Consider the following 22856-nt stretch of genomic DNA (forward strand, 5'->3'; position numbering starts at 1 on the left):
AGCGCCTCCCCTTGGCGAATAAAGTTTTAGCAAGACATAACAACTTAATATGTCATTATTGTAAGTCTCGTCATTCCCAAATAGGTCTACTCCAAGTAGTTTTCTGGATTGACTGACTTACCTTTGTATCGAATTTCGAAGTGTAGTCGAACACTATTGGTGCCCGTACTTCCCATCGATGCAATTTTCTGGCCAGTTTTTACAGACTGACCTTCTGTTATCGATAAACTATCGTTATGGGCATAAGCGCTGAGATACTCATCATTATGTTTAATAATAATCAGATTCCCATAACCTCGAAGTGCATTACCTGCATACACCACAACACCTGCTGCGGTTGATACTACGTCCTGCCCTCGTTGCCCTGCGATATCTATCCCTTTGTTACCTTGGTCACCAACTGAGAACTTACTAATTACTCGTCCTCTTGTTGGCCACACCCAGCGTTCTACCTTGTCATTACTCGATGTAGATTGTGTGACAGGTTTATTATTATTTTGTGTTGCTTGAGGCTCAACATACTCCTTTGACTGTGATTGCACAACTGGGGAAGCGTTGTGTTTTTGTGCCACTTTAGTCGTAGAAGTTGAGGCCACTTGGCTATCTCCAGCACCGGTACCATCAAATGCTGGCGGGATGTAAACCGGACGCCACAAATTTAATTTTTGACCAGGATGAATAGTGTAAGGGGGCTTTAGGTGGTTGAAATTAATGATGTCATTAACATTTTTATCTGCTAAATAAGAAATTAAGTAGACCGAATCACCTTTTTCAACGACGTAATAACTACCCTTATAGCTACCACGATCATTTTTAGCTGGGTTCAATGAACACGCTGCTAAAAAAGTGAGACAAAACAAAGCAATTAGCGTATTTCTTATCGATAACAACCTGAGTACCTTTCGTTTATTAGGCTAAATCGCCCGCGATTAGAGGGACAAAACGAACGACTTCTACCAAAGTAGAAACACACTCCCCTTTTTTTCTTTCGATTTTTATCAATTCTTGATGTTCATCACCTATTGGTACCACCAAAACGCCGCCTTCAGCTAATTGGTCAACTAACGCTTGTGGATGATGGGAAGCCGCCGCAGTGACAATAATCGCATCAAATGGACCTTTCGATGGCCAACCTTGCCAGCCGTCACCATGCTTAGTTGAGACATTGTAAATATCTAAATGTTTCAAACGACGCTTGGCATCCCACTGTAAGGACTTAATGCGCTCTATTGAATAAACATGATCAACCATTTTTGACAATACGGCGGTTTGGTAACCCGATCCAGTGCCAACTTCTAGAACTCGACTATTGGGCTTTAAATTCAATAGTTCGGTCATTTTTGCCACGATATAAGGCTGAGAGATTGTCTGTCCAGCCCCAATAGGCAGCGCATTATTATCATACGCTTGATGACGCATCGCTTCAGATAAGAAGTACTCGCGGGGCAAGCTTCTCATTACCTCTAGAAGTTGAGGATCTTTAATGCCTTTGTGCTGCAAAATAGAGACGAGTTGATCTGCTTTGATATTCTTCATTATTGCCTGTGATGTTTATTTTGGGCTAACCCAGTGTTTCATTTTTTCTATCGCTTCATGTGCCGTAAGATCAACGCGTAATGGCGTAATCGACACCTCGCCTTTTTCTATGGCATAGAAATCGGTACCTTCACCCGCATCCGCTTCTTTTCCCGGAGGACCAAGCCAGTAGATATCAGCACCACGTGGATCTTTTTGTTTAATCATATCTTCCGCATGATGACGTGCGCCAAGTCGAGTCACTCGAGTCGCTCCAAGCTGATCGAGAGCTAAATCAGGAACATTAACACTGATCAAATGGTTAGCCGGAACCGGGTTTTTCACATGCTGTAAAACCAGATCTTTAGCAATTTGTGCCGCAGTATCAAAATGGGTTTTCCCCACCAGCGAAATAGCTATCGATTGAACACCTAAAAAATGCCCTTCCATTGCCGCTGCAACTGTACCGGAATACAATACGTCATCGCCTAGGTTTGCACCATGATTGATCCCTGAAACCACTAAATCGGGCATATCCGACTTTAGTAATTCATTTAAAGCAAAGTGGACACAATCGGTCGGAGTCCCTTGCACGGAATAGACATTCGGGCGAACTTGTGTCACGCGAAGTGGTGTTTCTAATGTTAATGAATTTGAAGCACCCGATCGATTACGATCTGGTGCCACAATGATGATCTCAGCGATCTCTGACAATACTTCGGCCAAGGTATTGATCCCCTGAGCATTCACACCATCATCGTTACTTAATAATATTTTCATGATTCTTCCTTGAAGATCTGTCGATTAACTTTCGTAAACACGCTCAACTTCAACCGCATCAGCCACTTCTCTTAAAATCGAGGTAGCAAAGCATCCTGCTGGTAGAGAAAACGACACCACAACATCGCTGCCATCAACTTGCCAATTCATGTTATCGGCTTTTAATCCCACCACACGGCGATCATGGCGCATACGGTTACCACGGATAAGCTTCATCAAATCTTCTTCGGCATCTAGAAATTGATTTTCAAGTTGTTGTGCTAAACCTTGAGTTGGAAGCGCGTTATCTCCCGCCAATGCTGAGGTTAAAAATACACTACCTTGTTCAAGTTGAGATTGTAATGATTCTAGCGTATCGGCTTCTACGGTCAGTAATTTGCCTTGAGCATTTTGAACTAAATCACCTTCAACTAGCTGATTGAACAAGCCATTCTCAATTCGATGAGACAAAATATGATTGAAGATCCAAGAGCGTGCGGTCGATAAATACATGCTGCGTTTATTTTGATTACGAGTGCGCACATTATCACGTCCCCAACGACGAGCTTCCGCCAAGTTATTACCATCACGACCAAAACGTTGTGAACCATAGTAGTTTGGCACGCCACTTTGTTTGATCTTTTCCAGACGCTCAATCACATCGTTAATATCCGTCACATCAACCAGACGAATCACGAACTGATTACCGACCAGATCACCCGGACGCAGTTTTTTATTATGACGGGCGGTCTCAAGCACTTTAATACTTGGGTACTGTTGCTCTAAAGCTTTAGCATCAAAACTCATATCCGGCTTTGGTAGATGAACGCTTAACCATTGCTCAGTCACCGCATGACGATCTTTTAAACCTGCCCAACCGACATTTTTCGATGGCACGCCGCACAATCTTGCGATTTCATTGGCAACAAAGGTCGTGTTTTCACCTTGCTTACGAATTCGCACCATCAAGTGTTCGCCGTCACCTGAGAACTCAAAACCTAGATCTTCAATCACTTGAAAATCCTCCGCTTTAGATTTCAGTTTGGCTTGAGCTACAGGTTTACCCAGTAAGTATGCAAATGGCGCTAGAATATCAGTCATGAATTAAGATCTTTTTTATTTATAAAATTTATTGGCGAACGATTAATGCAACCGCTTCGCATGCAATGCCTTCTTTACGACCAGTAAAACCCAATTTTTCGGTAGTGGTCGCTTTGACATTAATATTATCAATATCGGTTTCTAAATCAGCGGCGATGGCTTCGCGCATGCTTTGAATAAATGGCAGCATTTTCGGTGCTTGAGCGATGATAGTGACATCTGCATTGCCCAATACATAACCTTTCTGTTTAACAAAGCGATACACTTCGCGTAGTAAAGCTCGGCTATCTGCGTCTTTCCACTTATCGTCGGTATCTGGAAAATGCTTACCAATATCTCCAGCCGCAATCGCCCCTAGTAAAGCATCGGTTAGTGCATGTAGCGCAACATCGCCATCAGAGTGAGCAATTAAACCTTGTTCATAAGGAATGGCGACACCACCAATGATAACTGGGCCTTCACCACCAAATTTATGCACGTCAAAACCATGACCGATTCGAATCATTACATTACCTATTATTTATTTACGCTGAGATAGGAAAAATTCCGCTAGGGCCAAATCTTCAGGCTGGGTGACTTTAAGGTTATCGGAGCGACCTTGGACCAGTAATGGTTGGTAGCCTGACAGCTCCATCGCGGAGGCTTCATCAGTAATAACCTTTTGGTTGATTAATCCATCGACTAAAGCTGATTTTAGTTCAATAAGCGGAAAAAGCTGCGGCGTTAATGCGTGCCATAATTGACTGCGGTCGACGGTTTGCTCAATGGTATTCAAGCCATTTTGAACACAAGAACGTTTCATGGTGTCACGTACTGGCGCGGCTAAAATGCCACCGCGGTGCGCTTGCTGGCACTGATTAATTAATTTGTTGATATCGTCATGAGTTAAACAAGGACGCGCTGCATCATGCACCATGACCCATGAATATTGGTCTGCATGATTTTGAGATAGATATTCCAACCCGGAAAGTACGGAATCAACACGCTCTTGCCCACCAGCGACTCGAATAACATTGTCAGCTTTGGCTAAGGCAAGCTCTGAGAAATATTCATCGCCGTCGCTCACTGCAATTACCACCAATTCGATTTGAGGGTGTGATAATAAATTTTCGACCGTGTGCTCAAGAATGGTTTTATCATGCAGAGATAAATACTGCTTGGGATGGTTAGCCTGCATACGTTTACCAACCCCGGCGGCTGGCACCACGACAGCAAACTGCTGTGGAAACTTAGTCATGGTTAATTATCATCTGAATTAAACGTGGTATTGGCTTCTGAGTCATCACCAATAATTCGATAAAAAGTTTCACCGTTTTTGATCATACCCAATTCATGGCGAGCACGCTCTTCAATCGCATCTAGCCCTTGGCGCAAATCATCAATCTCAGCAAACATCAGGTGATTGCGCTTTTTCAAACTATTATTTACCTCTTGCTGCACTGCAATATCAGAATGAACCGCTTGATAATCAAGAACACCGTTCTTACCAAAAAATAAGTCATATTGCAGGGTAGCCAAGATGGCAATCAGTACTAAAGTAAATATCCGCATCATCTACTCGCTATAAAATTCTTGCGCTAATGATACCTCATTCGAAGAATTGAAGCATAATAATACAGGTGAAAAGTTGGAAAGAATAAGGATGGGTCGTGGCTACGAGGCGTGGGTATTGGTCCCTAGTTTCTAGTCCCTGGTTTCTAGGAAAAGCTTAACCGCGTTCGCAGTTACTTTTACGCGCAACACTCAATATAAAATTCGCCATAGTCTTTTCGGCTCCCGAGTGGAACGTCCTCGAAAATCAGCTCAGTTTTTCACCTTCGAAAAACGAGAAGCAAAGCGCTCAAGCTACAAGCAACATATTCCTAAGATCAAAAAAATCCCCGCCGAAACGAGGATTTCAAAGTATCAATCAAACTAATTCAATGATGAATTATTGACCTTTAACTTCTTTAAGACCGTTGAAAGGAGCTTTAGCACCTAGAGCTTCTTCGATACGGATTAATTGGTTGTACTTAGCAACACGGTCAGAACGGCTCATAGAACCAGTTTTGATTTGGCCTGCAGCAGTACCTACCGCTAGGTCAGCGATAGTTGCATCTTCAGTTTCGCCAGAACGGTGAGAGATTACAGCTGTGTAACCTGCATCTTTAGCCATCTTGATTGCAGCTAGAGTCTCAGTTAGAGAACCGATTTGGTTGAATTTGATAAGGATAGAGTTAGCAACACCCATTTCGATACCTTTAGCAAGGATCTTAGTGTTAGTTACGAACAGGTCATCACCGACTAGTTGAAGTTTGTCACCTAGTAGTTCAGTTTGGTGCTTGAAGCCATCCCAATCTGATTCGTCTAGGCCGTCTTCGATAGAAACGATTGGGTACTGGTTAGCTAGATCAGCTAGGTAGTGGTTGAACTCTTCAGAAGTGAAGATTTTACCTTCGCCTTTCATGTTGTAGTTGCCAGCTTCTTTGTCGTAGAACTCAGATGCTGCACAGTCCATTGCTAAAGTTACGTCTTTACCAAGAACGTAGCCAGCTTGCTCAACCGCTTCTTTGATTGCAGCTAGTGCAGCAGCGTTTGATTCTAGGTTAGGAGCGAAACCACCTTCATCACCAACTGCAGTGCTTAGGCCTTTAGCTTTAAGTACTTTAGCTAGGTTGTGGAATACTTCTGCGCCGATGCGTAGCGCTTCTTTGATTGTTTTCGCGCCAACTGGTTGAATCATGAATTCTTGGATATCAACGTTGTTATCAGCGTGCTCACCACCGTTGATGATATTCATCATTGGTAGAGGCATAGAGAATACGCCTGGAGTGCCGTTTAGTTCAGCGATGTGCTCGAACAAAGGCATACCTTTAGCAGCTGCAGCAGCTTTTGCGTTTGCTAGAGAAACAGCAAGGATTGCGTTAGCACCAAAGTTAGATTTGTTTTCTGTGCCGTCTAAATCGATCATTACTTGGTCGATTGCAGCTTGGTCTTTAGCGTCTTTACCCACTAGAGCAGTAGCGATTGCGCCGTTTACTGCTTCGATAGCTTTAAGAACACCTTTACCTAGGAAACGTGATTTGTCGCCGTCACGTAATTCAAGAGCTTCACGAGAACCAGTTGATGCACCAGATGGAGCAGCAGCCATACCTACAAAGCCACCTTCTAGGTGTACTTCAGCTTCTACTGTTGGGTTACCACGTGAATCGATGATTTCGCGACCTAGAACTTTAACGATCTTAGACATTGATGTTTCCTCTCGTTCAATTTAAATATAAATGTCAATTTAATGGGTAGTCGCACAACTAGAGCCACTACCTGTATCCCTTTTACATCTTACTTTCAAATTACTTCTAATTAGAACCATTACTAATTCAAATTATTGCTAATTAGATTAGTTGCCAAAGGCAATTATTCAAATTCACCACGTTGCTTTTGACCAGCCGCGTTTACAAAGCCTGCAAATAATGGATGACCATCTCGAGGCGTTGATGTGAATTCAGGGTGGAACTGAGCAGCCACAAACCAAGGATGATTCGGGTTTTCAATCACTTCCACTAGTTTTTTATCAGCCGAAAGACCAGATACTTTCAGACCTGCTTTCTCAATTTGAGGACGAAAGTTGTTGTTCACTTCGTAACGGTGACGGTGACGCTCATGAATTTGAGTATTACCGTACAACTCGTACGCTTTGGTGCCTTTTTCTAGGTGACAAAGCTGAGAACCTAGACGCATAGTGCCGCCTAGATCTGATGCTTCAGTACGCTCTTCAACGTTACCTTCTTTATCTACCCATTCAGTGATTAAACCAACCACTGGGAATTTGGTTTCTTTGTTAAACTCAGTTGAGTGTGCACCTTCCATACCCGCGACATTACGCGCATATTCAATGAGTGCTACTTGCATACCTAGACAAATACCTAAATATGGAACTTTGTTTTCACGAGCATATTGAGCCGCAAGGATTTTACCTTCAATACCACGGTCACCAAAGCCACCTGGTACTAAAATCGCATCGATACCTTCAAGTAGCTCAACACCTTTAGACTCAAGATCTTGAGAATCAACATACTTAATATTAACGCTTAGGCGATTTTTCAAACCTGCGTGTTTTAATGCTTCGTTAACCGATTTGTATGCATCTGGTAATTCAGTGTATTTACCAACCATACCGATAGTCACTTCACCGGTTGGATTTGCTTCTTCGTAAATCACTTGTTCCCACTCGCTCAGATCGGCTTCAGGAGCACTGATACCAAAACGAGTACACACTAGGTCATCTAAGCCTTGCGCACGAATCAGTTGTGGGATCTTATAGATAGAATCCACATCTTTCATTGAGATCACGGCTTTTTCTTGCACATTACAGAATAGTGCAATTTTCTTACGTTCGTTAGCCGGAATGATACGGTCACTACGACAAACTAAAATATCTGGTTGAATACCAATAGAAAGTAATTCTTTTACAGAGTGCTGAGTTGGCTTAGTTTTCACTTCACCTGCGGTAGCAAGGTAAGGAACTAAAGTTAAGTGCATAAATAATGCATTCTCACGACCAACTTCAACCGCTAGCTGACGAATGGCTTCCATAAATGGTAGAGATTCGATATCACCTACCGTACCACCAATTTCAACGATCGCGATATCGTGACCTTCAGAGCCAGCAATGATGCGGTCTTTGATTGAGTTTGTGATATGAGGAATAACCTGAATGGTTGCACCTAGGTAGTCACCGCGACGCTCTTTACGTAGAACATCTTCGTAAACACGACCTGACGTAAAGTTATTACGTTTGCTCATCTTGGTACGAATAAAACGTTCGTAGTGACCAAGATCGAGATCGGTTTCAGCGCCATCTTCAGTAACGAATACTTCACCATGCTGAATCGGGCTCATTGTGCCTGGATCCACGTTGATGTATGGGTCTAGTTTCATCATGGTCACTTTAAGACCACGAGCTTCTAAAATCGCTGCAAGTGATGCTGCTGCAATACCTTTACCTAGAGAGGATACGACCCCACCAGTAACAAAAATGTAATTTGTCGTCATGCTTAACCTGAAATTGGTTGAATGAGGGAAATGGATTACTTCTGGACGGGATGAAAATATACCAGAACCCCTTTTCCGCTACAACGTGAAATCTATCACACTCGATTAATTTATTTCTTGCTTCAAATCAATTTAGCTATCTCAGCAAGGAAAGCCACGTGTTACAGATAAATAATATCTATATAAAACAATCAATAAGCATCAAAAGTATTTATTATATTCTTTTTTCTGCTAATTTTACATTTTCCCACTGAATATCCAGCTCTTGCAGTGAGCAATCGGTCAATACTTTACCTTGCCCAGAGATGATTGACTCTACCCCTCGAAAACGACGCTCGAATTTATGGTTTGCTTTAGCTAAGGCCACTTCAGGATCTTTGCCTAGATGCCTAACTAAATTAACGGTAGCAAACATCAAATCACCTAACTCTTCTTCAATGCGTTGCTCGTTTTTATCAACCTGTAAGGCTTCTTCCATAACTTCATCAATTTCTTCATGAACCTTATCCACGACTGGCCCTAAGGTACCCCAATCAAAACCGTATTTAGCGCATTTTTTCTGTAACTTATTGGCTCGAGATAAGGCTGGTAATGCTTTTGGTATAGAGTCTAGAATACTTTCTTCTACTTTGCCTTGTTGTAATTTTTCGTTTTGCTTCTCTTGTTCCCAACGCGCATTCAGTTCATCTTCTGTCTCAATATTTTCATCTGCAAACACATGAGGATGGCGACGTATGAGTTTCTCGTTCACGCCCTTTACCACATCATCAAAATCAAATAGTTGTTGCTCGCTGGCCATCTGGCTGTAGAAAATCACTTGAAACAGCAAATCACCTAACTCTTCTTGTAGGTTTTTCCAATCTTGATTGTGGATCGCATCCACGACTTCATAAGTTTCTTCTATGGTATGAGGCACAATAGAATCAAAGGTTTGTTGTTTATCCCAAGGACAACCATTTTCAGGATCGCGTAACTGCTGCATGATGGATTTGAGTTGTTCAATTGGTACTGTCATGACTTTCTCTTTATGTTCTTTTTAAATAACCTCTGCTGAGATTAAATAGATACTGGGTTTAGATAACAAAACACCGCTTATATACTCTAATAACTTGGGTATATAAGCGGTGTTGAGGTTTGAATTGATAAAATTACTTCAGACGTTTCACTCTTAATACATCTTTGAGCTGTTCAATCCGAGCGATAATCCGCGATAAGATTTCGACATTCTGCACTTCTAAATTAAAGTCCATGATCGCTATCTGACGTTTGTAATCCGTGCGCCCATTCATACTGCTGACTTTCAGTTTTTCATTGGCAAACAGTGCAGTAATATCTTTGAGTAGTCCACCGCGCTCTAGAGCTTCAATTCGAATAGTCAGAATGTACAGACCAGTAAAGCCACTTCCCCAAACGGTTTCAATGATACGTTCTGGTGCGTGATGCCTTAACTCTTCAAGTTGCTCACAGTCGGTACGATGTACTGAAATACCTCGACCTTGAGTGATATAACCGCAAATGTCATCACCAGGGATCGGCTGACAACAACGAGCCAAGTGGTTCATAAGGTTATCGACCCCTTGCACCACAACGGCATCTTTACGAGGGCGGCTTTGTTGCGACACTTGTGATTCTTGCAGTTTAGCCAGCGCTTGTTGGTCTTCTTCTTCGGCGGTTGGCTTATTTACTAAGGCATTAATGTGATTGACGACTTGGTTAATACGTAAATCGCCACTGCCAATTCCGGCATATAGCTCATCAGGCGTATTCACGTTGAAACGTTTTAATGCGTACTGTTGGGCATCTTTTAGCGTCGCGCCAATTTTTTGCAATTCGGCTTCAAGAATATCCTTACCCGCTTCTAAGTTTTTCTCGCGGCCTTGCTTTCTAAACCAAGCGTTGATTTTGGCGCGAGCACGGCCTGAATGGACAAAACCTAAATTAGGGTTGAGCCAATCACGAGAGGGGTTCGGCTCTTTTTGAGTAATGATTTCGACTTGGTCGCCCATCGCCAGTTTATGAGTAAACGGAACGATGCGCCCGCCTACTTTTGCACCAATACAGCGATGACCGACTTCAGAGTGAATGTGATAGGCAAAATCCAGTGGCGTTGCACCCATCGGTAGATCAACCACATCGCCGCGTGGTGTAAAGGCATAAACGCGGTCATCAAACACTTGGCTGCGTAGTTCATCCAGCATTTCGCCAGAATCCGCCATCTCTTCTTGCCAATCAATCAGCTTACGTAGCCAGGTGATCTTTTCATCGTAACCACTGCGGCCTGCCGAACTGCCTTCTTTGTATTTCCAGTGTGCGGCAACCCCTAGCTCTGAATCCTCATGCATTTGCTTGGTACGAATTTGGATCTCAATGGTTTTGCCTTCAGGGCCAAGCACCACGGTGTGAATCGATTGATAACCATTGGGTTTAGGATTGGCAACATAGTCATCAAACTCACTAGGTAGGTGCTTATATTTGGTGTGCACCATGCCTAGAGCGGCGTAACAATCTTGCAATTGGTCTGCAATGATCCTTACCGCACGCACGTCAAATAATTCATCAAATGCAAGGTTCTTTTTCTGCATTTTACGCCAAATGCTGTAGATGTGTTTTGGTCGGCCACTGACTTCAGCATTAATATTGGCCGCTTTCATGTCTTTGGATAAATTGGTCACAAAGTCATGAATGTATTGCTCTCGAACGATTCGGCGCTCAGAAAGCTGTTTGGCAATTTTTTTATAGATATCAGACTGTTGATAACGGAAAGCGTAATCTTCAATTTCCCACTTAAGTTGACCGATACCTAAACGGTTGGCTAATGGGGCATAAATGTTGGAGCACTCTTTCGCCGCTGCTTGACGAATTTCATTTGGCTCATTTTTGACTTCACGTAAATTACAAATACGCTCAGCCAGCTTTATGACAACGCAACGAAAATCATCGACCATCGCCAGTAGCATGCGACGGACATTATCCACTTGCGCTGAAGCTTCTGAATCATCAAGACTCACGTTTAACTGACCAATCGCGGCCATTTCTTCTACGCCATCAATCAGCTTTACGATTTCTTTGCCGTACTTTTCAACTAAGGCTTCACGCTCAAACAATCCCGCCGTGACAATTGGAAAAAGCTGCGCTGCCAATAAAGTCGGTCGATCCATCGACAAGGTGATCAGTATTTCAATCATCTCTCGGCCACGCCATATCAGCAATGAACGCTCTGGATGATCTTTTAGTAAGCTTTCACACGCTTGATAGACTTGCGTCAATTTATTACTGGTCTTGCCGTCTTGATGTAGGCTTGCAATCCAAGATTCCAGTTCAAACTCTTCATTCTTATTCAAATGTGCGCTTCTAACTGCGACCATTACACTATCCTGTTTATCTAATCTTTAAAGGTGATGCTGATGCATATCCGCCAAATGACGACTTTTTTATTCAACCTTAAACTTATCTTCGTAATTGAAAATCTATTAAAATAATTTCAGTTTCGTCGGCTTTTTATTCTTAAGGTTCTTCTTGTTTGTTTTGGCGACTTTTTCAAACAGCGCCATTGATTCTAAATGGCTGGTATGCGGAAACATATCGATCATGCCCAGCTTTTTCAGCTGATAACCTTGCTTTTGTAGACTATGGCTATCTCTGGCTAATGTCGCGGGGTTACACGAGACATAAACCACGGTTTTAGCGCCCAGATCGGACATTTTATCGATAATACCGGATGCCCCAGCTCGAGCCGGATCGAGTAACACTTTATCAAACGCCTTTTTAGCCCATGATGTTTGGGTGAAGTCTTGCTCTAGATCAGCTTGATAGAACTCTAGGTTATCTAGTTGGTTGATTTGGGCGTTGGATCTCGCTCTATCTACCATGGCTTGAATGCCTTCAACGCCGACAACCGATTGAGCCTGCTGAGCGAGCGCCAAACTAAAATTACCTAAACCGCAGAATAAATCCAGTATGCGATCATTTTTAGTGATCGCTAACCATGAAATCGCCTGAGCAACCATCGCTTGGTTTACCGCTTGGTTAACTTGAATAAAGTCTGTCGGCAGAAAATCAATATTATTACCTGTCTCGATGCATTGCAGAGGCTCCCCCGTCAAACAGTCTAGTTCACCACTATTACCTAACAAGTAGATTGTCACCTCATGTGGCTGAGCAAACGCCAATAAACTTTGCTGTTCTTGTTCGGTTAATGCCGCAGTGTGACGCAATAACAAGGCTTTACGCTGTCCATCAAACACCACCTCAACATGCCCTAGCGCTCTTGGGTTATCAAAAGCTTGCAACATAGATTTTATTTCTGGCAGCAGTTTATTTAATACCGGTTCTAAAACGGGACAATCGGTGACGTTTGCAATTTGCTTACTGGCTTTTTGTCTAAAGCCAAATTGTAATTGTTGCAGCTTGCTATCAAACAACATACTGATGCGAGCTCGACGTCGATAACCTGTGCTCTTAGAGCGGATAGTCTCAGCCATCACAAGATTAGGTTGGGCGAATTTTGCCATTAAATGATGCAGTGATGTGGTCTTATGCGTAATTTGATCATTATGATCCAAATGCTGCATATTACAGCCCCCACAAATTTGATAATGCGGACAAAAAGGCTCAACCCGATGACTACTCGGCTGCTGTATGCTGATAATTTTTGCCCGTGAATATTTGCTTTTCTCTTCACTCGGTTGAACCAACACCTTTTCTTGCGGCAGTGCGCCTTCCACAAACATCGGCTTATTATTGTAATACGCAATACCGGCACCTTGATGATCGAGCTTATCAATGGTCACAGTCTGATGTTTTTGATTATTAGTTGTATTTTTCTTGGCTTGGTAAAAATTGACCATTGGTGCAAGTATCCATAAATATATAAAGGTCATCATGCCTTTATCAGTAAATATATTATCGGGCTTAATTCGTGTTTATTCATAACAATGATTGTCGAATGTCGCCTAGTTGATTAAGCTAAGTGCACATTGGCGATAATCAGAATTATTGCTATTTTCCCATATCCAGACAGGCTTGTAATTAAAGAATCATGACAAGGTATGGCTTGCGCGCCCGCGTAATTACATTAACGTTAGCACCGACGTTGATCATTGGCTTATTATTAAGCACATTTTTCACTTTAAATCGCTATAACGATCTTGAGACTCAGCTTATCACGTCTGGGACGGATATTATCGAGCCTTTAGCCATCGCCAGTGAATATGGCATGACTCAGCAAAGTCGTGAAGCGGTACGTCGCCTGATAAGTTACGCCCACCGTAAGCACTCTGATATCGTACGTAGTATTGCGGTGTTTGATACTCATCACGAACTATTCGTAACCTCTAATTTTCACCCTGATTTTCAGTCTCTCACTTTTGATAGAAGTAAACCGATCCCGCTTCTTAGTTCAATCACTCAATCTAAAACAAACCCTAATTTAATGATCTTACGTTCGCCTATATTAGCGGAAGGTCAATTTTCCAGCCCGAGTGGTAAAGAAGTGGGGCCCAATCAAGCTTTGGGCTATATCGCAATGGAGCTCGATTTATCGTCATTGCGCTTACAGCAATACCAAGAAATCTTTGCCGCTTTAATTGTATTACTACTCGGTATGGGCCTGTCGGGATTTTTTGCTTATCGACTCATGCGGGATGTTACTCTACCGATTTCTCATATGGTGAGCGTAGTTGACCGAATTCGCCGTGGTCATCTCGATGTGCGAATTGAAGGCAAGCTGCATGGTGAACTCGATACCTTAAAAAGTGGTATCAATGCCATGGCGATGTCACTGTCTGAATATCATATTGAAATGCAGCATAGTATTGACCAAGCCACTTCAGATTTACGTGAAACGCTAGAGCAGCTAGAAATTCAAAACATTGAGCTTGATATTGCCAAGAAACGCGCTCAAGAAGCGGCCAGAGTTAAATCTGAGTTTTTAGCCAATATGTCGCATGAATTACGTACTCCATTAAATGGTGTGATTGGCTTTGCCAGACAAATGCTTAAAACTGAGCTCACCGCCAACCAGGTTGATTACCTACAAACCATTGAACGTTCTGCGCAAAATTTACTGTCCATCATTAATGACATCTTAGACTTTTCTAAATTAGAAGCTGGCAAGTTACTACTAGAAAACATTCCTTTCGATTTACAAGACACCTTAGATGAAGTGGTTAGCTTACAAGCCACCAGCGCTCATGAGAAAGGCCTAGAAATCACTTTAAATATTGACCCTAACATCCCTCAAGGTATAGTTGGCGATCCACTACGCATACAGCAAGTACTTACTAACCTAGTGGCTAATGCAATCAAATTTACTGAACGTGGCAACATTGATATTGTTGCCGAGTTACGCTCAAGCCAAGATAAAAATATCGAAGTGCAATTCATGGTACGTGACACCGGTATTGGTATTTCAGAGCGTCAACAAGCTCAATTATTCCAAGCATTCAGTCAAGCCGATGCCAGCATTTCACGCCGTTATGGTGGTACAGGTTTAGGGTTAGTGATTACTCAAAACCTGGTAAATCAGATGGGTGGTGAAATCAGCTTAACCAGTCGCTTACACCAAGGTTCAACATTCTGGTTTAGTGTCACTTTCCAAGCCACTAATATGCCCATGGCACCGCAAGTTGATACTTCTTCGCTACAAAGTAAATCGGTTCTCTTAGTTGAACCGAACCTGCCTGCTGCAGCAATTATTGAGCAGCAATTAACTCGCGTTGGCATGAAAGTTACTTATCAAGCACAATTAGCAGATAGCCCTGATCGCTTTGATATTGTTTTGCTCAACTTACCACCGAATATCCAGCACGACCAAAGCAATTTATTTGCCATGATTCAGCAAGGGTTAACCTTATCGCCGCAACTTATTCTTGGACTGCCAAGTACGGAATTAGCGTTAGCTGAAAACTTAATCAAGCTCTACCCAATTCAATGTATCGCCAAACCAATCGTGCGCCGTAAGCTGATTCAACTTATGCTGCCAAATCAAGCAAAGTCCACTTTATTGGCAGCGCCTCAACCACCAAAAACGGCCTTACCACTTAAGGTGATGGCTGTCGATGATAACCCAGCGAACTTGAAATTAATCTGCGCGCTATTAGAAGAGCAAGTGGAAGGTATTGTTACTTGTAGCAGTGGTTCACAGGCGGTTGAGCAAGCACAATTACAGAAGTTTGATGTGATATTAATGGATATACAAATGCCAGATATGGATGGGGTAACCGCTTGTCAAAATATCAAAAAAACCGAGCTCAATCATCAAACTCCAGTGATAGCGGTGACCGCTCATGCGATTGACGGTGAAAGAGAGCGCTTATTACAAGCAGGAATGGATGACTACCTGTCTAAACCAATCGAAGAACATGTACTGCATCAAGTACTGGTGCATTGGAATCCTTATGCAGAGCAAGGCATCATTGAAAAGTTGGATTTAAAAGAAAGCCAATTAGATAGTACCCCTGCGTTCACGACTAGTCTGCAAGCAGATATTTCTAGTACTAGAGTTTCTAGTATTGGTGGGTCTAGTATTGATTGGTCTACCGCCTTAAAGCAAGCAGCTAACAAGGAAGCATTAGCCAAAGATATGCTACAAATGTTGATTGAGTTTTTACCTGAGGTAGACGAGTCGATAGAAAAAGCACTGATAGAGCCCAGTGAGCAACAAAATCAACTGCTTACCACTATCCATAAACTACATGGCAGCTGTGCTTATAGTGGCGTACCTAAGCTACAAACACTATGCGCAACCATTGAAACTGCATTAAGAGCAGAGCAAGATCTCGCTGAAATAGAGCCTGAATTATTTGAGCTGCAGGATGAAATGGAAAAAGTAAGAGAAGATTCGAAGCAGTACCTTATTGGGTAAAGGTTTATATCCAATAATAAAAAAACCGAGCCTACTTCACAGTACACAGCTCGGTTTTTTATTATTTAATCTATGACAACTTAGGTAGTAGATAAATTCGCTACTAGGACTCTAAAATCACCGTCGCCATAGCGTAACGCTTTTCATCGGAAATCGATAAATGGATATGGCTAACGGCTTGTGTTTGAGCAATTTCTTTTGCTTTGCCGTGTAGCGTTAAAATCGGTTTACCCAATTCGTCATTTGCAATTTCAAAGTGTTGAAAACTCACACCACAAGCAATGCCAGTACCGAGTGCTTTAGATGCCGCTTCTTTGGCAGCAAAACGTTTTGCTAAATAACGACCTTGCTGTTTTAAACTATGAAAAATAGCCAACTCAGTCGGATGAAGAATACGCTCAGCAAAAGCTTGCCCAGAACGCTGCAAGCTTTTTTCGATACGTTCAATATCGGCAATATCTGTGCCTAATCCAACAATAGCCATTATCGACAACGCGCTTCCTGCATAATGGCTTTCATATCAGCAACCGCTTTATCTAGGCCATCAAATAAGGCGCGGCCAATGATCGAGTGACCGATATTCAACTCATAAATTTCAGGTAACGCGGCAATTGGTGCCACGTTATGATACGTCAAACCATGGCCTGCATTTACTTTGATACCAATACTGTGTGCATAAGTGGCACCCGAAGCAATGCGCTTTAATTCAGTTTGTTGCTCAGTATCCGATTCTGCATCCGCATAATGTCCCGTATGCAGTTCGATAAAAGGCGCGCCACACGCTTTTGCTGCATCAATTTGCTCATGAGAAGCATCAATAAATAGTGACACTTTAATGCCCGCTTGAGTCAATTTTTGCGTTGCTGCTTTAACTTTATCTAATTGACCTGCAACATCCAAACCACCTTCAGTCGTTAACTCTTCACGTTTTTCTGGTACTAAACATACATATTCAGGTTTGGTTTGAATCGCAATCTCCACCATTTCATCGGTAACCGCCATTTCAAGGTTCATACGAGTTTGAATGGTTTCACTTAAAATACGCACATCGCGATCTTTAATATGGCGGCGATCTTCACGTAGGTGAACTGTAATGCCATCAGCCCCAGCACGCTCTGCAATTTCTGCTGCATGCACAGGATCGGGATACTTAGTGCCACGGGCATTTCTGACGGTTGCGATGTGGTCAATATTGACGCCCAAGTAAATCTCACTCATGGTTAGCTCCTTGTCTTCGGGATGGCTTTATACGGTGAAAGCGCCATAAATAGCTCCCGACTTTTTAATGGTTTACTGCCAAGATACGGCTTTAATGCCATTCGAGTAAAACGCTTAGCAGCTTGTAATTGTTGTTTGGTTAGGAAGCGGCGCTCACTGATCGCAATCAACTCATCCCCAAGAAAGGTTAAGTTATCCTTTCTTACGCTCGCAATAAAGCCTTTTTGTTCTCGATAACGGTAAGTCATCTTTTCGGACACAGGTTCGCCACTACCGGCACAATGTAAGAAATCCACCCCATAGCCTAGCGAGGACAGCAAGGCTAATTCAAAACGACGTAAAGCTGGTTCAGGGTTATCTGCCTGCGCCAGTTCCGTCAAAGAAGCTAGGTAGTCATGGAATAATTCGGGATAAGCGGTTTCGCTTTCAATCACTCGGCTAATCAATTCATTGATATACATCGCCGAATAAAGATTAATGCCATTGAGAGGGATACCTAAACTGATCGGTTCGGCTTGCCTGAGCGTGCGCATCGAGCCCTTGCCAAACCATTTAAGCAGTAGCGGTGTGAAGGGTTGTAACACCCCTTTTAGATTAGAACGTTTACTACGAGCCCCTTTGGCTAAAATGCTAACGCGACCGTACTCTTCACTAAACACATCTAAGATGAGACTAGTTTCAGTATAAGGACGGCGATGTAGGATAAAACAGCGTTGAAGTCCTAAAGCGTCAGACATAATTTTTCCGTAGCTCGAATCTCGAATGCTCGTTTCTCGAAGTTAGCATATCGAGAAACGAGTCTCGAGATTCCGATTAACGATTATAAATCATCAATATAGCCAAGAGAACGCAGTGCGCGCTCATCATCAGCCCAACCGGATTTCACTTTCACCCAAGTTTCTAGATAAACTTTACGTTCAAATAGATCTTCCATATCTAGGCGGGCTTCACGGCCGATGGTTTTGATTTTCTCGCCACCTTTACCGATCACCATCTTTTTCTGGCCAGTACGCTCAACCAAGATCAAGGCATTGATATGAAAACCATCGGTTTCTGGATTGTAGTCGAAACGTTCGATTTCAACCGTTACCGAATAAGGCAGTTCTTCACCGGTAAAACGCATCAATTTTTCACGGATGATTTCCGATGCCATAAAACGTTGTGAACGATCTGTCACATACTCTTCAGGGAAATGGTGTACCGCTTGTGGCAAGGCTGCACGTACTCGTTCGCGAATCGCGTCTGTGTTGCGGCCTTGTTTAGCTGAGATTGGGATAATATCGACAAAATCCATTTTCTCAGACAAGGTTTGCATGTGCGTCATCACTTCGGTGCGATCTTTTACATTATCGACCTTATTGATCAGCAATACGGTTGGGAAATTAGCCGTACGCAATTTATTGAGTACCATTTCATCATCTGCCGTCCACTGAGTACCATCAACCAAGAACAGCACTAGGTTAACATCACTTAATGAACTATTGGCCGCGCGGTTCATCAAACGGTTAATCGCACGCTTTTCTTCGATGTGTAATCCCGGAGTATCCACGTAGATAGCCTGAAACGCGCCTTCAGTATCCACACCCATGATGCGGTGACGGGTCGTCTGAGGTTTACGTGAGGTAATCGAAATCTTCTGACCAAGTAAATGGTTTAGCAGCGTTGATTTACCAACGTTAGGGCGACCAACAATCGCGATAAAGCCACAGTGTTGTTCACTAGGTTCGACATCTTCCACGGCAACTTGATTTGGTTGCGCTTCACCTGCAAAGTAAGCATCAAGATCGAACTCTTGATCATCTTGTGGATCGTTTTTATTTACCATTTGCTAATACTCCTAAAGCCAGCTCAGCTGCATCTTGCTCGGCTTTGCGTCGGCTAGTGCCTTTACCTACGACAGGCTCAGCAACACCAATGATCTCGCATGAAACGGTGAATTCCTGGTTGTGCGCTTCACCTTTAATTTTCGCCACAGTATAAACAGGCAACGGTTTACGACGACCTTGCAAGAATTCTTGTAAGCGAGTTTTAGGATCTTTTTGTGATACCCCCGGCTGGATTTCATCCAAACGAGTTTGATACCAAGCAAGTACCACTTTACGTACCACTTCAATATCACTATCAAGGTAGCATGCACCAATGATCGCTTCGACGGCATCAGCTAGAATAGAATCACGACGGAAACCGCCACTTTTCAATTCACCTGGACCTAATTTTAAGTAGTCACCAAGCACAAACTCACGTCCTAACTCCGCTAAAGTATGACCTCTAACTAAAGTTGCACGCATGCGGCTCATATCCCCTTCGTTAATATTAGGGAAGCGATGATATAACTCATCGGCAATAACAAAACTTAAAATTGAATCGCCCAAAAACTCTAAGCGCTCATTGTGTTTGCTACTAGCACTGCGGTGAGTCAGTGCGAGGTTTAAAAGATTGGTATCGTTAAATTGATAGCCAATCTTTTTTTGTAATTTAGGAATCTGAGAATTCATACTCTTTCAATTATATTAGTCCGCCGATACGATTAAATCGCACGTCAGAAGGGATCCAAGAAGGTAATACGCTGTTCGCATCACGATCAAATTCAAAGCTAATCCAAATGGCGGTGGCTTTACCCACAAAGTTTGCTTCTGGAACAAAGCCCCAGTAACGACTATCAGCACTGTTATCACGGTTGTCACCCATCATAAAGTACTCACCTTCTGGTACAACCCATTCATTGTGGTACGGACGAGGTTGGTATGCCTGTACGTTATCACGACGAATTGGGCTGACTAAAATATTATGTTCCACTTCACCAAGCTTTTCTTTCGCTTGAATCAACGGAATGCCATCTTGATAAAATGGACTTTCTTTCGCATCAAACTGTGCCACTGGATTACAAGTATCAGTGCCGGCAGCTTGAACACAAATTTGCTTATCTTCAGTATAGCGGATGGTGTCGCCAGGTAGGCCAACCACACGCTTAATGTAATCAATATTTGGTTGTGGTGGGTATTTGAACACCGCAATATCACCACGTTTAGGTTCACCAGTTTCAATCAATTTAGATTGGAACACTGGATCTTTAATGCCGTATGAGAATTTTTCTACCAAGATGAAGTCACCAACTAATAACGTTGGCATCATAGAGCCTGATGGAATTTGAAATGGTTCGTAGATAAAGCTGCGCAATACCAAAACAAAGGCAATCACTGGGAAAATCGATACGCTATTTTCTACCCACCAAGGTTGCGGGTGAATTTTCGCAGACGCTTCCTTAGTTAGTGGTTCTGTTGTCTTGGTCTCAACATCAGCAACCGCTTGTTGACGCTTCTTGCCCCAAACAAACTTTTCTAATACCCATACCACGCCAGTCACTAATGTCACTAGCACTAAGATTAATGAAAATGTATTCGCCATCCGATTCGGCTTCCCTATGATCTAATACTGATTGTACTAATATGTTTGCTATAAATAACAAAAGTGAAAAGGCATTATCGCCCTTTCACTTTATATAGTCATTTACCTATGATATGGCCATTTGCCTGTGCTCACGGAAACGAACAGCGTCATTACCGTGATTAATCTTTACCTACGTGCAAAATAGCTAAGAACGCTTCTTGCGGTAATTCAACATTACCGATTTGCTTCATGCGTTTCTTACCTTCTTTCTGCTTCTTCAGTAGCTTTTTCTTACGGCTCACGTCACCACCGTAACATTTCGCGATTACGTTTTTACGCAATTGCTTCACCGTTGAACGAGCAATGATGTGGTTACCAATTGCCGCTTGAATCGCGATATCAAACATTTGGCGAGGAATGAATTCTTTCATTTTCTCAACCAATTGACGACCACGCGTTTGTGATTGGTCTTTATGGGTAATGATCGCTAATGCATCAACGGTGTCGCCGTTAAGTAGTACATCGACACGTACCATGCTTGAGCTTTCGTAACGGTGGAAGTTGTAATCAAGTGATGCATAACCACGTGACGTCGACTTCAAGCGGTCAAAGAAATCCAATACCACTTCTGCCATTGGCAAGTCATAGGTCAATGCAACTTGATTGCCGTGGTAAACCATATCAACCTGAGTACCGCGTTTTTCAACACACAGTGTGATTACGTTACCTAGGTAGTCTGAAGGCACTAAGATATTACAGCGAGCGATAGGCTCACGAATTTCTTCTATATCATTAATCGCCGGTAGCTTAGCTGGGCTATCAACGTACATGATATCGCCACTGGTCTTTTCTACTTCATACACTACCGTTGGTGCTGTTGTGATCAGATCAAGGTCATATTCACGCTCTAAACGCTCTTGAATAATCTCCATGTGCAGCATACCTAGGAAGCCACAACGGAAACCAAAACCAAGCGCAGCTGAACTTTCCGGCTCATAGAATAATGAAGCATCGTTCAGGCTTAATTTGCCTAGCGCATCACGGAAGTTCTCATAATCATCTGATGATACTGGGAACAAGCCTGCATATACCTGAGGCTTCACTTTTTGGAAGCCTGGTAAACCTTTCTCACAACCGCCTTTGGCATGAGTTAAAGTATCACCAACCGGTGCACCTAAGATATCTTTGATACCACACACTACCCAGCCTACTTCGCCAGTATTGAGTCCGTCTGTATCAACTCTCTTAGGCGTGAAAATACCAATGCGATCAACACCCCATGTTTGGCCAGTGCTCATCACTTTAATTTTGTCGTTTTTCTTTAGTGAACCATTTTTAATTCGAACCAAAGAAACCACACCTAAGTAGTTATCAAACCATGAATCAATAATCAGTGCTTGTAACGGTGCTTCAGGATCGCCTTCTGGCGCAGGAATGCTACGAACAATTTCTTCTAAAACTAAATCGACACCGATACCTGTTTTAGCCGAACAACGAACCGCTTCCATCGCGTCAATACCAACGATGTCTTCGATTTCTTCCGCCACACGCTCAGGATCGGCAGCAGGTAAATCAATTTTATTTAAAATGGGAACCACTTCTAGGTCCATTTCGATCGCGGTATAACAGTTTGCTAGTGTTTGAGCTTCTACACCTTGGCCGGCATCGACAACTAACAATGCACCTTCACACGCGGCTAGAGAGCGAGAAACTTCATAAGAGAAGTCAACGTGTCCTGGGGTATCGATGAAGTTAAGTTGGTAAGTTTCACCATCATTAGCTTTATAATCCAATGTCACGCTTTGCGCTTTAATCGTGATACCACGCTCGCGCTCAAGATCCATTGAATCAAGTACTTGAGCTGCCATTTCACGCTCGGTCAGCCCTCCACATACTTGAATTAAGCGATCAGAAAGAGTCGACTTACCGTGGTCGATATGGGCGATAATCGAAAAGTTACGAATGTGCTTCATAGGCTGGA

20 protein-coding genes are annotated in these 22856 nt (G+C 42.8%); 1 reads left to right on the plus strand and 19 read right to left on the minus strand.

Annotation, left to right across the window (positions count from 1 at the left end; translation table 11 throughout):
* Window positions 1-86: 86 nt before the first annotated feature.
* From K358_RS0115310 to rlmD, 12 genes are all read right to left on the minus strand, one after another.
* Window positions 87-827 carry a peptidoglycan DD-metalloendopeptidase family protein gene (locus tag K358_RS0115310; RefSeq protein WP_226981046.1) on the minus strand — a complete coding sequence of 247 codons (741 nt, stop codon included), beginning with the start codon at window positions 825-827 and terminating at the stop codon, window positions 87-89.
* Between the two features lie 82 nt (window positions 828-909).
* Entirely contained in the window at window positions 910-1536 is a 627-nt protein-coding gene (locus K358_RS0115315) for a protein-L-isoaspartate(D-aspartate) O-methyltransferase (protein WP_027697637.1), read from the minus strand.
* A gap of 15 nt (window positions 1537-1551) precedes the next feature.
* Window positions 1552-2295, minus strand: a complete 744-nt coding sequence (gene surE, locus K358_RS0115320) for a 5'/3'-nucleotidase SurE (RefSeq protein WP_027697638.1) — start codon at window positions 2293-2295, stop codon at window positions 1552-1554.
* 24 nt (window positions 2296-2319) lie between these two features.
* Entirely contained in the window at window positions 2320-3375 is a 1056-nt protein-coding gene (truD, locus tag K358_RS0115325; protein WP_027697639.1) for a tRNA pseudouridine(13) synthase TruD, read from the minus strand.
* 28 nt (window positions 3376-3403) lie between these two features.
* Window positions 3404-3880, minus strand: coding sequence for a 2-C-methyl-D-erythritol 2,4-cyclodiphosphate synthase (gene ispF, locus K358_RS0115330; RefSeq protein ID WP_027697640.1), 477 nt, complete (start codon window positions 3878-3880; stop codon window positions 3404-3406).
* Window positions 3881-3895: 15 nt separating this feature from the next.
* Window positions 3896-4612 carry a 2-C-methyl-D-erythritol 4-phosphate cytidylyltransferase gene (ispD, locus tag K358_RS0115335; RefSeq protein ID WP_027697641.1) on the minus strand — a complete coding sequence of 239 codons (717 nt, stop codon included), beginning with the start codon at window positions 4610-4612 and terminating at the stop codon, window positions 3896-3898.
* A gap of 2 nt (window positions 4613-4614) precedes the next feature.
* Entirely contained in the window at window positions 4615-4926 is a 312-nt protein-coding gene (gene ftsB, locus K358_RS0115340) for a cell division protein FtsB (protein WP_027697642.1), read from the minus strand.
* A gap of 379 nt (window positions 4927-5305) precedes the next feature.
* Window positions 5306-6604, minus strand: a complete 1299-nt coding sequence (gene eno / locus K358_RS0115345) for a phosphopyruvate hydratase (protein WP_027697643.1) — start codon at window positions 6602-6604, stop codon at window positions 5306-5308.
* Window positions 6605-6768: 164 nt separating this feature from the next.
* Entirely contained in the window at window positions 6769-8406 is a 1638-nt protein-coding gene (locus tag K358_RS0115350; protein WP_027697644.1) for a CTP synthase, read from the minus strand.
* Between the two features lie 214 nt (window positions 8407-8620).
* Window positions 8621-9421, minus strand: coding sequence for a nucleoside triphosphate pyrophosphohydrolase (gene mazG, locus K358_RS0115355; RefSeq protein WP_027697645.1), 801 nt, complete (start codon window positions 9419-9421; stop codon window positions 8621-8623).
* Between the two features lie 133 nt (window positions 9422-9554).
* Window positions 9555-11771, minus strand: a complete 2217-nt coding sequence (gene relA, locus K358_RS0115360) for a GTP diphosphokinase (RefSeq protein ID WP_027697646.1) — start codon at window positions 11769-11771, stop codon at window positions 9555-9557.
* Window positions 11772-11876: 105 nt separating this feature from the next.
* Window positions 11877-13253, minus strand: a complete 1377-nt coding sequence (rlmD, locus tag K358_RS0115365; RefSeq protein WP_027697647.1) for a 23S rRNA (uracil(1939)-C(5))-methyltransferase RlmD — start codon at window positions 13251-13253, stop codon at window positions 11877-11879.
* A 191-nt stretch (window positions 13254-13444) separates the two neighbouring features.
* Between rlmD and barA the strand changes: the two genes are divergently transcribed.
* Entirely contained in the window at window positions 13445-16270 is a 2826-nt protein-coding gene (barA, locus tag K358_RS0115370; protein WP_027697648.1) for a two-component sensor histidine kinase BarA, read from the plus strand.
* Between the two features lie 103 nt (window positions 16271-16373).
* On the opposite strand, the gene acpS is transcribed toward barA, so the two are convergent.
* The 7 genes from acpS to lepA form a co-directional block, all read right to left on the minus strand.
* Complete coding sequence (acpS, locus tag K358_RS0115375; RefSeq protein WP_027697649.1) at window positions 16374-16754, minus strand: holo-ACP synthase; 381 nt, start codon at window positions 16752-16754, stop codon at window positions 16374-16376.
* Complete coding sequence (gene pdxJ, locus K358_RS0115380; protein WP_027697650.1) at window positions 16754-17488, minus strand: pyridoxine 5'-phosphate synthase; 735 nt, start codon at window positions 17486-17488, stop codon at window positions 16754-16756. The genes acpS and pdxJ overlap by 1 nt, the downstream gene beginning before the upstream one ends.
* Window positions 17489-17490: 2 nt before the next feature.
* The gene (gene recO / locus K358_RS0115385) at window positions 17491-18225 is read right to left on the minus strand and encodes a DNA repair protein RecO (protein ID WP_027697651.1); all 735 of its coding nucleotides are present in this window, start codon (window positions 18223-18225) and stop codon (window positions 17491-17493) included.
* An 83-nt stretch (window positions 18226-18308) separates the two neighbouring features.
* Window positions 18309-19313: a GTPase Era gene (gene era / locus K358_RS0115390; protein ID WP_027697652.1), complete on the minus strand. Its 1005-nt coding sequence runs from the start codon at window positions 19311-19313 to the stop codon at window positions 18309-18311.
* Entirely contained in the window at window positions 19303-19983 is a 681-nt protein-coding gene (gene rnc, locus K358_RS0115395; RefSeq protein WP_027697653.1) for a ribonuclease III, read from the minus strand. The genes era and rnc overlap by 11 nt, the downstream gene beginning before the upstream one ends.
* A 10-nt stretch (window positions 19984-19993) precedes the next feature.
* A complete protein-coding gene (gene lepB, locus K358_RS0115400) occupies window positions 19994-20893 on the minus strand; it encodes a signal peptidase I (RefSeq protein ID WP_027697654.1) in 900 nt (299 codons plus the stop codon).
* A 161-nt stretch (window positions 20894-21054) separates the two neighbouring features.
* Window positions 21055-22848 (minus strand): translation elongation factor 4, encoded by a 1794-nt coding sequence (gene lepA, locus K358_RS0115405; RefSeq protein ID WP_027697655.1) that lies wholly within the window; start codon window positions 22846-22848, stop codon window positions 21055-21057.
* Window positions 22849-22856: the final 8 nt, after the last annotated feature.

Origin of the sequence: Vibrio litoralis DSM 17657 (assembly GCF_000426765.1) — a bacterium.
In the GTDB taxonomy this organism is placed as follows: domain Bacteria; phylum Pseudomonadota; class Gammaproteobacteria; order Enterobacterales; family Vibrionaceae; genus Vibrio; species Vibrio litoralis.